General features: G+C 72.6%; 8 protein-coding genes, 1 tRNA gene and 3 pseudogenes. 4 read left to right on the top strand and 8 right to left on the bottom strand.

The window, feature by feature from the left end; translation table 11 throughout:
* Window positions 1–26 precede the first annotated feature (26 nt).
* The 3 genes from ACZZ0J_RS04095 to ACZZ0J_RS04085 form a co-directional block, all read right to left on the bottom strand.
* Window positions 27–752, bottom strand: coding sequence for a PspA/IM30 family protein (locus ACZZ0J_RS04095; RefSeq protein WP_463435000.1), 726 nt, complete (start codon window positions 750–752; stop codon window positions 27–29).
* A 95-nt stretch (window positions 753–847) separates the two neighbouring features.
* A complete protein-coding gene (locus ACZZ0J_RS04090) occupies window positions 848–1,528 on the bottom strand; it encodes a hypothetical protein (protein ID WP_463434998.1) in 681 nt (226 codons plus the stop codon).
* Window positions 1,450–2,745: a TPM domain-containing protein gene (locus tag ACZZ0J_RS04085; RefSeq protein ID WP_463438135.1), complete on the bottom strand. Its 1,296-nt coding sequence runs from the start codon at window positions 2,743–2,745 to the stop codon at window positions 1,450–1,452. The genes ACZZ0J_RS04090 and ACZZ0J_RS04085 overlap by 79 nt, the downstream gene beginning before the upstream one ends.
* Before the next feature lie 552 nt (window positions 2,746–3,297).
* Between ACZZ0J_RS04085 and ACZZ0J_RS04080 the strand changes: the two are divergent.
* Window positions 3,298–3,687, top strand: a pseudogene (locus ACZZ0J_RS04080) (4'-phosphopantetheinyl transferase family protein); the annotation flags it as partial.
* A gap of 183 nt (window positions 3,688–3,870) precedes the next feature.
* Here ACZZ0J_RS04080 and map read toward each other — a convergent pair.
* A pseudogene (gene map, locus ACZZ0J_RS04075) lies at window positions 3,871–4,632 on the bottom strand (type I methionyl aminopeptidase); the annotation flags it as partial.
* A 32-nt stretch (window positions 4,633–4,664) separates the two neighbouring features.
* Between map and ACZZ0J_RS04070 the strand changes: the two are divergent.
* Complete coding sequence (locus ACZZ0J_RS04070) at window positions 4,665–4,934, top strand: helix-turn-helix domain-containing protein (RefSeq protein WP_123671677.1); 270 nt, start codon at window positions 4,665–4,667, stop codon at window positions 4,932–4,934.
* Here ACZZ0J_RS04070 and ACZZ0J_RS04065 read toward each other — a convergent pair.
* From ACZZ0J_RS04065 to ACZZ0J_RS04050, 4 genes and pseudogenes are all read right to left on the bottom strand, one after another.
* Window positions 4,931–6,319, bottom strand: coding sequence for a M1 family metallopeptidase (locus ACZZ0J_RS04065; RefSeq protein ID WP_463434996.1), 1,389 nt, complete (start codon window positions 6,317–6,319; stop codon window positions 4,931–4,933). The genes ACZZ0J_RS04070 and ACZZ0J_RS04065 overlap by 4 nt on opposite strands.
* Window positions 6,286–10,169, bottom strand: a pseudogene (locus ACZZ0J_RS04060) (Pls/PosA family non-ribosomal peptide synthetase). Before ACZZ0J_RS04060 ends, ACZZ0J_RS04065 begins: the two are co-directional and overlap by 34 nt.
* Window positions 10,170–10,486: 317 nt before the next feature.
* Window positions 10,487–10,558 (bottom strand) — tRNA-Arg (locus tag ACZZ0J_RS04055).
* Window positions 10,559–10,800: 242 nt separating this feature from the next.
* Complete coding sequence (locus tag ACZZ0J_RS04050) at window positions 10,801–11,370, bottom strand: hypothetical protein (protein WP_463434994.1); 570 nt, start codon at window positions 11,368–11,370, stop codon at window positions 10,801–10,803.
* A gap of 59 nt (window positions 11,371–11,429) precedes the next feature.
* On the opposite strand from ACZZ0J_RS04050, the gene argS reads away from it, so the two are divergent.
* Together argS and ACZZ0J_RS04040 are read left to right on the top strand one after the other, a co-directional pair.
* A complete protein-coding gene (gene argS, locus ACZZ0J_RS04045) occupies window positions 11,430–13,100 on the top strand; it encodes an arginine--tRNA ligase (RefSeq protein WP_248703235.1) in 1,671 nt (556 codons plus the stop codon).
* A gap of 198 nt (window positions 13,101–13,298) precedes the next feature.
* Window positions 13,299–14,054, top strand: a complete 756-nt coding sequence (locus ACZZ0J_RS04040; RefSeq protein ID WP_463434992.1) for an LmeA family phospholipid-binding protein — start codon at window positions 13,299–13,301, stop codon at window positions 14,052–14,054.
* The last annotated feature ends 29 nt before the right edge of the window (window positions 14,055–14,083 follow it).

The raw sequence follows: 14,083 nt of genomic DNA, 5'->3' as shown, positions 1-14,083 counted from the left end.
CTGGGGTCCGGCGTCGTCCGGGAAGGTCAGAGGCTCGACGAGCCGCCGGACTTCAGCGCGGCGAGTCGCGCCTCGACCTCGGCGTCCTTGCCGACGTCCTCGAGGCTCTCGAACTGGGCGTCGAGGCTCGACGACTGCAGCTCCTGCTGCCCGAGGACCTTGGCCTCTTCGCGACGGACCTTCTCCTCGAAGCGACCGAGGTCGCTCGTCGGGTCGAGCACGTCGATGTTGCCGAGGGCGTCGTTGACCTTGGACTGTGCCTCGGCCGTCTTCGAGCGGGCGACGAGGTTGTCGCGCTTCGCACGGAGCTCCTCGAGCTTCTGCTCCATGCCGGCGAGCCCGGTCTTGAGCTTCTCGACCGCTTCGTTCTGCGAGGCGAGGTTCGGCTCGGCGTCCTTGACCTCCTGCTCGGCCGCGATCTGCTTGCCGATCGCGATCTTGGCGAGGTTGTCGAACTTGTCCGCCTCGGCCGTCTTGCCCTCGGTGCGGTACCTGTCCGCGGCGGTGGAGGCGTTGGCGGCCTTCTGGCCCCACTCGGACGAGGCGCGCTTGTCCTCTTCGTGGTCCTGCTCGAGCAGCCGCACGTTGCCGATCGTCTGCGCGATCGCCGTCTTCGCGTCGGCGATGTTGTTCGTGTAGTCACGCACGAGCTGGTCCAGCATCTTCTGCGGGTCCTCGGCGTTGTCGATGAGCTGGTTGATGTTCGCCCGCACGAGGGTGGAGATGCGGCCGAAGATCGTCTGCTTTGCCATTGCTGTTCCCTTTCCTGGAAGGTCTGACGTGGTGTGTCTGGTCTGTCGGGTTCTGGTCTGTCGGGTGTGTGGTCTGGTTGTCGGGTGCGCCGGCCTCAGAAGCGGCCGCCGCCGGAGAACCCGCCTCCGCCGCCTCCGCCACCACCGAAACCGCCCCCGCCGCCGAAGCCGCCGCCCCCGCCGCCCCCGAAGGAGCCGCCGCCGAAGCTGCCGCCGCGACCGCCGAGCAGGCCGCCGAGCACGATGCCGGTGACGAGGCCGCCGAGCTGGGCGCCGTTGCCGCCCCCACCGCCGAAGCCGCCACCGCCCCAGCCGCCCATGTCGTCGTTGGCCGAGTCCATCGCCGCGGCGGCGTACTGCTCGGCCGCCCGTGCAGCCTGCAGTGCCTGTCCGGGGTCGGTGGTGGCGAGCTGCACGGCGTCGTCGAGGGCGCGTTCGGCCTCGGACAGGCGGGTGCGGGCGGTCGGTCCGATGCCGCCACGGTGCAGCGAGATGTACTCGCGCGCCTGGCTGATCCGGTTCCGGGCGTCGCGCAGGGCGTCGTCGAGGGCGCGGGACGCCCGGCGCTGCTGCTCTTCGGCACCTCGGGCGGCCGCGATGGCCTGGTCGATCTCGGTGTTCGCCTTCGTGAGGGCGTCGACCGCGGTGATCGGGTCCTTCGGGTCGAACCCCTGCCGCAGCACGGTCTGCGCCCGGGTCACGGCCGCGGCGAGGTCGGGCCCGCCCACGGTGAGGGTCCGGGCTGCGGCGACGTCGCCCTCGATGTCGATGCGCATCGCCTCGGCGCGTGCGGTGGCTTCGGTGAAGGTGCCCTCGGCCGCGACCGCGCTGTTCGTGAGTTGCTGCACCTGGGCCAGGGCGTGCTGGGCGTCGCGCACGGCGACCACCGCTTCGCCCTTGTCGCCGGCCGCGATCGCCGCGGTGGCCGCGTTCGAGCGCTCGGTGGCGTAGGCGAGCACCTGGTGTGCCTGGTCGACGTTGTCGGCGACCGTCGCGAGGGTGCGGCCGGTGTAGTCCGCTCGGACGCGGTCGAGCGCGGCTGCTGCTGCGCCGACCGACGCCGGTGCTTCCGCGACGGCCTGGGCCAGTGCGGCGGCTGCTTCCTCGACGCCGTCCTCGAGCGACCGGAGCTTGTCGAACGACTCGGTCTGTTCCTCGATCGACGCGTGCGCCTGCTGGCAGATCGCGATGATCTGGTTCGCCCAGTCGGCACGCTGCTGGGGGAGTCCGGGATCTCGTCGTCGAGCTGCTGCCGGAACGTGAAGGCCTTGCGCACGGCCTGCTGCGCAGCGGCGACGGCGTCGGCGAACGGTTTCGCGGCGTCGGGACCGAACTGGGCCGTGGCGAACCCGACCTCCTGCTCGGCGGTGCGGAGCTCGTCGTCGATCGTCACGAGCGCGCCGCCGGCGGTGCGCTCGAGGTCGGCGAGGGACTCCTGCTGCGCCTGGGTGGCCGCCGCGGTCTTCCGCTTGTTGCGGGTGCGGATGACGAGCACGACGACGATCAGGCCGACGACGATGACGAGCAGCAGGATCCAGAGCCAGGTCAGGTTCGGCGGTGCCTGGGTGTCCGTCAGCCCGTTCGCGAACGCGACGGCCGCGCCGGACCAGTCGCCCTGCTTCAGCGCGGGGAGCAACGAGTCGTTCACGGCGCTCTGCACGTCGGACTCGGAGATGGCGGTCTCGTTCGTCTGCTGCACGTCGTAGTTGCGGTCGTCGACCGCGACCGACAGCAGGATGCCGTCGGTGTCGATCTGGTTCTGCTCCATGACCGCGGAGCCCCACGCGGTGTGGTCCGTCGGATCGGTGAACGTCGGCACGAACACGACGTACAGCTGCGTCTGGGTCTCGGCGTACAGGTCCTGCACCGCCTGTTCGACCTGCGCCTGCTGCGAGGAGCTGAGGGCGTCGGCTTCGTCGAGGACGTACGCCCCGCCCAGGTCGACGGGTGCCGTGGCCTGCGCGGTCGCCGCCGGAGCCAGGACGATCAGCATCGCCACGACTGCTGCCGTGACACGACCCCAGAGTCGCGCTGTCCCCCGTTCCGTCCTCGACCCGCTTGTGCCCGATCCGCGCTGGACCGTTCGCATCCGTCCTCCGTCCGTCACCGGTCGGCGCCGTCGGCGCCGTCCCGAACCGCGCCCTGAGAGCACCGTCGCCCGGAGTCTATCCACGGCACGCACGCGTCGGACGGACTCTCGGCGAACACTGTGGACAAGCCGATCCATGGGTGTCTTGTCCCCCGGAGCGGGGTAGGCTGACGCCACTGTTCGACGACGAACGGAAGGGAACAGCAATGGAGCGAACCACGAGTACCGAGGTCGTCCCGCTCGAGGACGGCTACCACCGCGTCTCGACGCCGGCGACCGGCGTGATCGGCTTCGTGCGCGAGCACGACGGCCGCTACGAAGTCCTGCGCGGACGCGTCCGCCAGGCGACCCGGTCCGAGGGTCTCTACAGCACGATGAACGTCGCACTGATCGCACTGACCCACGCGTAGCGACCACGGCCCTGGGCCGGCCACCCGCGCACCGTAGGCTGCGTGCGTGGGTGAGTCGGGCCTCCAGGCCGTCGTGGTGACGCTGTGCGCGACGGGTCCGGACCGCGCCGCGGACCGGGAGGCCCTGGTCGCCGCCGTCGCGTCGGCTGCGGGCGTCGAGACGGCGGCCGTGCGCGCGGGGCGCGTCTGCCCACACTGTGCCGGGACCGACCACGGTCGTCCCTGGGCCACGGTGCACGGCACCGCGTTCGGCGTCAGCCTGTCGCGCACGACCGGTGTGCTCGCGGTCGCTGTCGCGCCGGGCACGGTCGGCGTCGACCTCGAGCGGGTGTCCCGCGTCGGCGCAGCGCCCCTCGACGTCTTCACACCCGGCGAACGCGAGCGCTCGGCCGGTGATGGCGGCTTGCTCGCGGCCTGCTGGGCGGCGAAGGAGGCCGTGCTGAAGCGCGACGGCCGGGGCCTCCGCGTCGACCCGCTGGCCGTGGACGTCGACGTCGTCGACGGCACCGCGCGGTTCGAGGGGCGAGACCACCCGGTGTCGGTCCACCGGCCGGCCCCCGACCTGGTGCTCGTCGTGGCGGCCGGCGGGTTGCCCGTGGTGGTCGAGGGGTCGCTCAGCGGGGAGGGTGAGCACCTCGGCGCCGTCCTCGGTGATCGCGATGGTGTGCTCGGTGTGGGCCGTCCGGGCTCCCGTGGCGCTGCGGAGCGTCCAGCCGTCGGCATCGGTGACGAGCACGTCGGTGTCCGCCATCACCCACGGCTCGAGCGCGAGCAGGAGGCCGGGCCGGAGCGTGTACCCGCGGCCCGCGCGGCCGGTGTTCGACACGTGCGGGTCTTGGTGCATGGTCGAGCCGATGCCGTGGCCGCCGAACTCGACGTTGACCGGGTAGCCCGCGCTCTCGAGCACGGTCCCGATGGCGTGCGAGAGGTCCCCGATGCGCGCACCTGGTCCGGCGGCGGCGATCCCGGCGGCCAGGGCGCGCTCGGTCGCGTCGATGAGGGCGAGGTCCTCGGCGCGGGGGGTGCCGACGACGAAGCTCACGGCGGCGTCGGCGGCGATGCCGTCCAGCGACACCGCGAGGTCGAGGGTGAGCAGGTCGCCGTCGACCAGGGCCCGGTCGTGCGGCAGCCCGTGCAGCACTGCGTCGTTCACGGCGGTGCAGATGTGGTGGCCGAACGGACCGCGGCCGAACGACGGTGCGTAGTCGACGTAGCAGGAGTCCGCGCCGGCGTCCTCGATCATCTGCTTCGCCCACCGGTCGATCTCGAGCAGGTTGGTGCCCACGCGGGTGCGTTCGCGCAGGGTCTGCAGGATGGTGCCGACGAGGGCTCCGGTGGCACGGGCCTTCTCGACCTCGGCGGGCGTCAGGATCTCGATCACGCGGATGATCATACCGGTATTACTATGTGGGGATGGTCCGTCTCCCGCTCCGCCCCGACGAGGTCGCGCGCGGCCGCCGTCTCGGCGCCCTGCTCCGCCGCGCACGTGGCCCACGGTCGATCGTCGACACCGCCCTCGCCGCCGGGATCTCGCCCGAGACGCTCCGCAAGATCGAGACCGGGCGGATCGCGACGCCGGCGTTCTCGACCATCGCGTCCGTCGCCGGCGTGGTCGGGCTGTCGCTCGACGCGGTGTGGTCCGAGGTCAGCTGTGACCCGGCGGACGACGAGCTGGCTGGCTAGTCGACGCGCGGCGCGGGCAGCGCCGGTACCGACGCCTCGTCGATCCAGGGCCCGGTCACCGCTTGCACGTCCGCGACGGAACGTCCGGCGGCGTCCGCGAAGGCCTCGAGCACGTCGGGCACCGTCACCGAACCGTGCCGGTGCCGTTCGGTGATGCTGCGCAGCCCGGCGGAGAACGCGTCGTCGCCGAACGTGCGGCGGACGGCGTGCAGGGCGAGGGCCCCGCGCTTGTAGACCCGGTCGTCGAACATGTCCTTCGCGCCGGGGTCACCGACGACGAGGTCCTCGGGCTGGTCGAGGAGCCCCTGCCGGTACTGCGCCGCGAGCACGTCGGCGGTGTCGCCGCCGTGGTGCTCGGACCACAACCACTCGGCGTAGCAGGCGAACCCCTCGTGCAGCCAGATGTCCTGCCAGCGGGTGACCGTCACCGAGTTGCCGAACCACTGGTGTGCGAGCTCGTGCGCGATGAGCCGGTCGGTGCCGTGCTCGCCGTCGACGTGGTTCCGGCCGAACACCGCGAGCCCGTGGGCCTCGAGGGGGATCTCGAGCTCGTCGTCGGTGACCACGACGCCGTACGCTGCGAACGGGTACGGGCCGAAGCGGTCCGAGAACAGCGCGAGCATCTCCGGCACCTGCCCGAAGTCGGTCTTCGCGGCGGCCGCCAGGTCGGCGGGGTGGTGCAGGGTCACGGGGACGACGGCGCCGCGGAGCCTCGTCGTGCGGTACCGCCCGATCTGCACCGTCGCCAGGTACGTCGCCATCGGCTCGGTGGTGGCGTACGTCCACCTGGTGCCGATGCGGTCGCGTTCCTTGCCGAGCAGTTCGCCGTTCGCCAGGACGTCGTACGCGGCCTCGGCGGCGATCTCGAACCGGTAGGTCGCCTTGTCGTCGGGTCGGTCGTTGCACGGGAACCACGAGGGTGCCCCCGTCGGCTGGGCCGCGACGATGACGCCGTCGGTGAGTTCCTCCCACCCGACCTGGCCCCAGGCGCTGCGGACGGGGCGCGGGTTGCCGCGGTACCGCAGGTGCACGGTGAACGTGGTGTCGGCCGCGATCGGCGACGCCGGGGTCACGGTGACCTTGTGCACCGCCTTCGAGACCTTCTTCGCGCGGGTGCCGTCGACGTCGGCACGCTCGACGCTCAGGCCGTGCAGGTCGATGACGATCCGGTCGAGGGGTTCGTGGGCACGGGCGGTGATCGTCGCCGTGCCGTCGAGGCGGTTCGTGGCGACGCGGTAGTCGAGGCGGAGGTCGTAGTGCTCGGCGCTCCAGCGTCGGTCGCCGCTGTGCGGGGTGTACGGGTCGGCAGCGGGGGTGTTCGGCACGGTCCCAGTCAACCCCATGACGCCGGTCAGTCCGCCACGGTGGCCGGTTCGGCTGTCCACGGGGCGATGGGGTTGCCGGACCAGCGGGACCCGGTGGGCACCTGCTCACCGCGCATCACGAGCGAGGCCGGGCCCACCGTGGCGCCCGTGCCGATGCCGGCGGCGGGCAGGACGACGCTGTGTGGCCCGAGGGTCGCACCGGCGTCGAGCCGCACGGTGTCGAGCTGCATCACCCGGTCGTGGAACAGGTGGGTCTGCACGACGGTCCCACGCGCCACCGAGGCGCCGGCCCCGATCGTGACGAGGTCGGCCTCGGGCAGCCAGTAGGTCTCGAGCCAGGTACCGCGGCCGATCGTCGCGCCGAGGCTCCGCAGCCACGCCGCCAGGGCCGGGGTGCCCGTGGCCTGCTCGGCGAACCACGGACGGGCGACCGTCTCGACGAAGGTGTCCTGCACCTCGTTGCGCCAGACGAACGACGACCACAGCGGGTGCTCCCGAGCGGTGATCCGGCCGACGAACGCCCACTTCGCGATCGTCGACACCACGGCGGCGACGGCCCCGGCGACGATGAGCACCGGTCCGGCCAGCAGCACCGTCCACCCGACGCCGACCGTCGACCACAGGGCGAGCAGGGTGCCCGCCACGCCGAGGGCGATCGCAGCGGACACCATCGGGGCGACCAGCCGCAGCAGCTCCCAGCAACCGCGGGCGACCTTGAGCCGGGTGGGCGGACGGAAGGTGCGCTCCTCGTCGAACTGCGTCGCCGCACGGCGCAGCCGCACCGGGGGCGAGCCGAGCCACGACGACCCACGCTTGGCCTTCTTCGGCACGGCGGACAGCACCGCCACCAGTGCCTCGCGCGGGACGGAGCGTCCGGCGCCCGTCATCCCGCTGTTGCCGAGGAACGCCCGCCGCCCGACCTTCGACCGGCCGATCCGCACCCGGCCACCACCGAGCTCGTACGTCGCGACCATGGTGTCGTCGGCCAGGAAGGCACCGGACGCGATCTGCGTCAGCGCGGGGATGAGCAGGACCGTCGAGATCTCCGTGTTCCGGCCGACCTTCGCCCCGAGCAGCCGCAACCACACGGGCGTCACGAGCGAGGCGTACAGCGGGAACAGCAGCGTCCGCGCCGCGTCCAGCACCCGCTCCGTCGACCACGCCTGCCAGCCGATCCGTGAACGCACGGGGTGGCGACCCTCGTGCAGCCCGATGCCGAGCAACCGCACCGACCCGACCACGAGCAGGGCGTACACGGCCCCGGCGACGACGGTGGCGAGCGGCACCGTGGCGAGGGCGCGCAGCACGGCGTCGCCGAGCGACGACGCGCGCCCGACCAGGGCGACCGTGACCAGCAGCCCGACCGCGACACCGATCACCGGCAACCCGGCCACGGCCACGGAGCCGGCCCCGTACGCCAGCAGCCAGCGTCGGCGTGACGGGGGACGGGCCTCCCGGCCGTGCCTGGCCGACCCGACGCGTTCGGCGGGCGAACCCGCCCAGCGCTGACCGGCGGGCACCCGGCCGGCGACGGCCGAGCCGGCCTCGACCTCGGCGCCCGCGCCCACGTGCGCACCGGGCAGCAGCGTGGTGCGGCTGTGCACGACGGCGTCGTCGTCCACACGGACCCGGCCGAGCCGGAACACGTCACCGTCCACCCAGTGCCCCGCGAGGTCCACCTCGGGCTCGATCGACGCACGCTTGCCGATCGTGAGCATCCCGGTGACCGGCGGGAGCGTGTGCAGGTCGACGTCCGTGCCGATCCGCGCACCGAGCGCACGGGCGTAGTAGCTGATCCACGGCGCCCCGGCGGTCGAGGGACCGTCGACCGCCTCGGCGATCCGCTCCGCCAGCCAGACCCGCAGGTGCACCGAGCCACCCCGGGGGTGGTCGCCCGGACGGACCCCGACGAGCAGCAGCCGGGCCAGCACGACCGTGAGCGCCATCTTGCCGATCGGCGTCACGAACACCAGCAGCGCGACGACGAGCGCCGGCCAGGGGAGCACCGGCAGGAACGGCAGCGTCGTCGCGTGCAGCACCGCGGCGACCAGCGCCGTCCACGTCAGGACCCGCAACCCGCGCAGCACCTGCACCGGCAGGCCCAACAGTGTCATCGCGAGCCCCGTCGTCGGCGGGACCGGCGTCACGTCGCGCGATGCGGCCGCCACCGGACCGGACTCGTCCAACGCGGCCGCCAGCGCGCCGATGCGCGGGTGGTCGTAGACGTCGGCGACGGTCGTCGTCGGGAACCGCTCCCGGATCGCGGACACCAGCTGCGCCGCCGTCAGCGACCCGCCACCGTGCGCGAAGAAGTCGTCGTCGACGCTCGACACCGGCACCCCCAGGATCGCCGCCCAGCGCTCCGCGATCCACGCCACCGTGTCCGGCAGCATCGCGGCGTCGGTCGCCCCGGGCAACGGCCACGGCAGCGCAGCACGGTCGACCTTGCCCGACGTCCGCGTCGGCAACGAGTCCACCACGGCGACGAGCGGGACGAGCGCAGCGGGCAGCTCCTGCCGCAACCGGGCGTTCGCAGCCGCGACGTCCACCGTGGCACCCGCCACCGGCGCCACGTAGCCCACCAGCACCTGGTTGCCCGCCGGGGTCCGCTGCACCACTGCTGCACCACCGGCCACGTCGTCGAGCGCCTGCAGCGCCGCGTCGATCTCCCCGAGCTCGATGCGCCGACCACCGAGCTTCACCTGGTCGTCCGCACGCCCCTGGAACACGAGCCCCTCGGGGTCGTAGCGCACCAGGTCACCACTCCGGTACGCCCGCTCCCACCCGAGCTCCGGGAACGGCGCGTACTTCTCCGCGTCCTTCGCCGGGTCCAGGTACCGCCCCAACCCGACACCACCGATCACGAGCTCACCGACCCCGCCCGGCTCCACCCGCTGCCCGGCACCGTCCACGACCGCCAGGTCCCACCCGTCCAGCGGCAGCCCGATCCGGATCGGCTGCCCGCCGTCGAGCAGCGACCCGCACGCCACCACCGTCGCCTCCGTCGGACCGTACGTGTTCCACACCTCACGGTCGCGACTCGCGATCCGCGCGGACAGCTCCGGCGGGCACGCCTCACCACCGAAGATGACCAGCCGCACCTGCTCCAACGCATCGTCCGGCCACAGCGCCGCGAGCGTCGGCACCGTCGACACCACCGTGATCGTGTGCGCGATCAACCACGGCCCGAGGTCCACCCCGTCCGCACCAACGACCGCGGCGCCGGCACCAACGCAGCACCGTGCCCCCACGCCAGCCACATCTCCTCGCACGACGCATCGAACGCCACACTCAGCCCCGCCAGCACCCGGTCACCGGGACCGATCGGCGCCGCCTGCAGGAACATCCGCGCCTCGGCGTCCACGAACGCCGCAGCACTGCGGTGCGTCACGGCCACGCCCTTCGGCACGCCGGTCGACCCCGAGGTGAAGATGATCCACGCGTCGTCGTCCAGGTGGGGGAGTGCGGCGCTCGCCGTGGGGTCCGTCACGGGCAGCTCGCCGCCGTCGCGGTCGCGCAGGACGCCGCCGGCCCCGATGACGCCGACGACGCCGGCCTCGCCGAACACGAGGGTCGCGCGTTCCTCGGGGTCGTCGGCGTCGACGGGCACGTAGGCGGCTCCGGCGGCGAGGACCGCGAGGATCGACAGGTACAGGTCACGCCCGCCGGAGGGGATCCGCACCCCGACCCGGTCGCCCCGGCGGACGCCGCGACGGGCGAGGTCGTCGGCCTGCGCGCGCACCAGGTCGAGCAGGGCGGCGTAGTCGACGGTGCCCGCGGGGTCCTCGAGCGCGGTGGCGGTCGGGTGGGTGGCCGCCGTCGCCGCGAGGACGTCGAACAGGGTCCGTGGTGCGGGGGCGTGCCCGCCCCGTGCGAGTTCGAGCTGCGCGTTCCCGGTGCCGGTGGTCATCGGTTCCCTCTTCCCGGTCGCGTGCAGGACGACCGGCCCGTGATCCTAGGGGTGCACGTAACGCGCGGGGAAACACGGGGCAGTGCGGTGCGCGCGGGCTCTTCGTGAGCAGAAACTGTCGAGTCGCTTCCCCCGACCCGACCATTTCTGCTCAGCATCCGCCTCAACATCCGCGCGAACGCCGACATCGGCCACGCGATGCGCGACCCGACCCGACCCGACCCGGAGAAGTCTCAACGGGGGAAGGTCGCCGCAGGCGACATCGCGCGCAGCTGACTGAGCGCAGCGAAGGCACCTGCTTGCACGGGTGTGTCCAGTGCCCCCAGGAGGATTCGAACCTCCGCCCCTGCCTCCGGAGGGCAGTGCTCTATCCCCTGAGCTATGGGGGCCAAGGGGTAGAACAACCGTAGCAGGTCCGGCGCGCGCTCCCGGACAGCGCGTGTCGCGCACGAGACGCGACTGCAGGGCGGACGGGAGGCGCGGTGCGGGCCCGCCACGGGCCTCCCGTCCGCACCGTGCGGACTTCGCGGGCCCGAGCGGGGTTGCGCGCTCCGTGCGGCGCTGCAAGCGCGCACCAGGCGTGCACCCTCGCACCGGGCGGCGGACCCCGCACCGTGCCGGCGCGGTCGCGTCAGCCCGCGGGCGTCGCCGTCGCCGTCGGCTGCAGCGCTGCGCGCACCGCGTCGACGACGGGCTGTGCGCCGCCGGGCTCCGTGAACAGGGTCGACTGCGTGGTGATCCAGTACGGGTCGGCGAAGGCGTCCGCGCGGCCGATGCCGTCGTTCAGCGCGAAGTAGCCCTCGACGCGGTAGGTGGGGACCGATCCGCCCCGGTCGTACAGGGCGTCCTTCAGGTTCGTGAGCGACTTCTCAGGCAGGTCGGCGACGGCCAGGGTGATCGTCTCGGTGTCGTCGTCGGTGGCGACGAACTGGCAGACGCGGCCCCGCTGCTTCGCGATCGTCGCGGCGGGGGAGCCCTTCGCCGGCGTGAAGGAGTCGTCGAGCGCGAAGCTAGTCCCGTAGACGGACAGAGCCGCGGTCGGCAGGAGCTCGGCGCAGCTCTGCGACACCGTCTTGCCGACCGGGGTCGCACTGGGCGTCGGATCGCTGTCCCCACCGCCCGAGCAGGCCGACAGCGCGAGTGCTGCTGCGGCGGTGACGACGGCGACGGAGCACGCCCGGGCACGGCTTCGGGTGGTCATCCCGACATGATGGCCCATCGTCCGGCGTGCACCTGGGTGTCCCGGTAGACTCGTCCGCCGTGACTCCTGCCGAACTCTCCGCCGCGTACCTGTCGATCCTGACCGGGATCGTCGAGCGACGAGGCGCGTCCGAGACCGTGACGATCGGGGACTCCCACGTGGTGCTCGAGCGTCCGAAGAACCGTGCGCACGGCGACTGGGCCTCGAACGCCGCGATGCAGCTCGCGAAGCGCATCGGCACGAACCCGCGCGAGCTCGCGACGGAGATCGCCGGCGAGCTGACCGAGCTCGACGGCGTGGCCTCGGTCGACGTCGCCGGCCCGGGGTTCATCAACATCACGCTCGAGGCCGCTGCAGCCGGTGAGATCGCCCGCACGATCGTCGAGGGCGGCGACGCCTTCGGGCACGGCGACCTGTACGACGGCGTCCGGATCAACCTGGAGTTCGTGTCGGCGAACCCGACCGGTCCGATCCACATGGGCGGCGTGCGCTGGGCGGCGGTCGGCGACAGCCTGGCCCGCGTGTTCCAGGCGCAGGGCGGCCTCGTCACCCGCGAGTACTACTTCAACGACCACGGCGCGCAGATCGACCGCTTCGCCCGGTCGCTCGTCGCGTCGGCGCTCGGTGAGCCCACGCCGGAGGACGGCTACGGCGGTGCGTACATCGCCGAGATCGCGGCCCGCGTCATCGCGACGCTCGACCCCTCGGTCGACGTGAAGGACCTGCCGCGCGACGAGGCGCAGGAACTCTTCCGGCGCGAGGGCGTCGACTTCATGTTCGCGGACATCAAGTCGTCGCTGCACGACTTCGGTGTGGACTTCGACGTCTACTTCCACGAGAACGCCCTGCACGAGTCGAAGGCCGTCGAGCGCGCCATCGCCCGGCTGCGTTCGGCGGGCGTGATGTACGAGGCCGAGGGTGCCGAGTGGCTCCGCACGACCGACTTCGGCGACGACCGCGACCGCGTGGTCATCAAGTCCGACGGCGAGCCCGCGTACATCGCCGGCGACCTGGCGTACTACCTCGACAAGCGCGAGCGCGGCTTCGAGCGCAACCTGATCATGCTCGGTGCGGACCACCACGGCTACGTCGGCCGGATGATGGCGATGTGCGCCGCGTTCGGCGACGAGCCGGGCACGAACCTCGAGATCCTGATCGGGCAGATGGTCAACCTGCTCAAGGACGGCGAGCCGATGCGGATGTCCAAGCGCGCCGGCACGATCGTCACGATGGAGGACCTCGTCGACGCCGTGGGCGTCGACGCCGGCCGGTACTCGCTCGTCCGGTTCGCCAGCGACACCGCGATCGACATCGACCTCGACCTGCTCGTCAAGCGCACCAACGACAACCCGGTGTTCTACGTGCAGTACGCCCACGCACGAACCCAGTCCGTGGCCCGCAACGCCGAGGCCGCCGGGGTCGACCGCTCCGTGTTCGACGCCTCGCTGTTGACGCACGACTCCGAGGGCGCGCTGCTCGGCGCCCTCGCCGAGTACCCGCGCGTGGTGCGCCACGCCGCGGAGCTCCGCGAGCCGCACCGCATCGCCCGGTACATCGAGCAGCTCGCCGGCCTGTACCACCGCTGGTACGACGCCTGCCGCGTGACCCCGCTCGGCGACGAGCCGGTCACCGACCTGCACCGCACGCGCCTGTGGCTGAACGACGCCACCGGCCAGGTCGTCCGCAACGGCCTGGGCCTGCTCGGCGTGAGCGCTCCATCCCGCATGTAGCGGAGCGGCGGCGCGAGCAGACGGCCCAGTCGTTGTCGAAACGCGCCCCCTGACGGTCATCGCGCCCCGGTGTGCGCGGGCGCGATGACCCTGGCGGGGCGCGATCGAGTGCGGCCCGCGCGCTAGCGCCCCGAGCGCGTCCGACCGCACCCCGCGCCTCCAGGCAGGCTGACGGGACCACCTGGCAGGGTGGGACGCATGTCCGCCGCCACCGAACGCCCCCGCAAGCGCCGTCGCTGGCCCGTCGTCCTGCTCGTGGTCGTCGTCCTGCTCGCCGCCCTCGTCGTGACCGCCGAGTTCGTGCTCCGCGGGGTCGTCGACCGCATCATCGCCCAGCAGGTCGAGCCGTCGCTGCCCGACGGCACCACGGGCCAGGTCGAGGCGCACGCCGACGGCATCGTCATCCCGCAGCTGATCAGCGGCACCCTCGACCAGGTCGAGATCACGTCAGAGAAGCTCACCGTCGACGGCATCCCGCTCGCCGCCGACGTCACCGCGAAGGACGTCCCCGTGGACGGCAAGGGCGACGTGCACGACGTCGACGGCACGGTCACGCTGGCGTCCTCGAGCGTGAAGGACCTGTCGAAGTACAGCCCGCTGTTCGACCGGTTGTCCCTGGTGGACGGCGGCGTCGAGCTGTCCGGTTCCACGGCGGTGCTCGGCTACGACATCACCTACGCGGCGAAGGGCGACGTGGTCGCGCAGGACGACGGCCGCGGCATCACGATCACCCCGAAGAGCGTGCGGATCACGAACTCCGACCTCGGCCTCAAGGTGGACTCGATCCCCGGCGTGACGAACGTGCCGGTGCAGGTCTGCACGGCGCAGTTCCTGCCCGAGGCGCTCCGCGTGCGCTCGCTCGACGTCTCGAAGGCCGACGCGACGGTCCGCGTCACCGCGGACGCGCTGCCGCTCAACGAGCAGGGCCTGCAGACGGTCGGCAGCTGCGGCTGACCCCGTGGCTGCGTAACGCGGCCGGGAGG

The organism is Curtobacterium sp. AC272, assembly GCF_979258155.1.
Note: the sequence above shows the minus strand (reverse complement) of the source record. Positions and strands in the feature narration are given on the sequence as shown.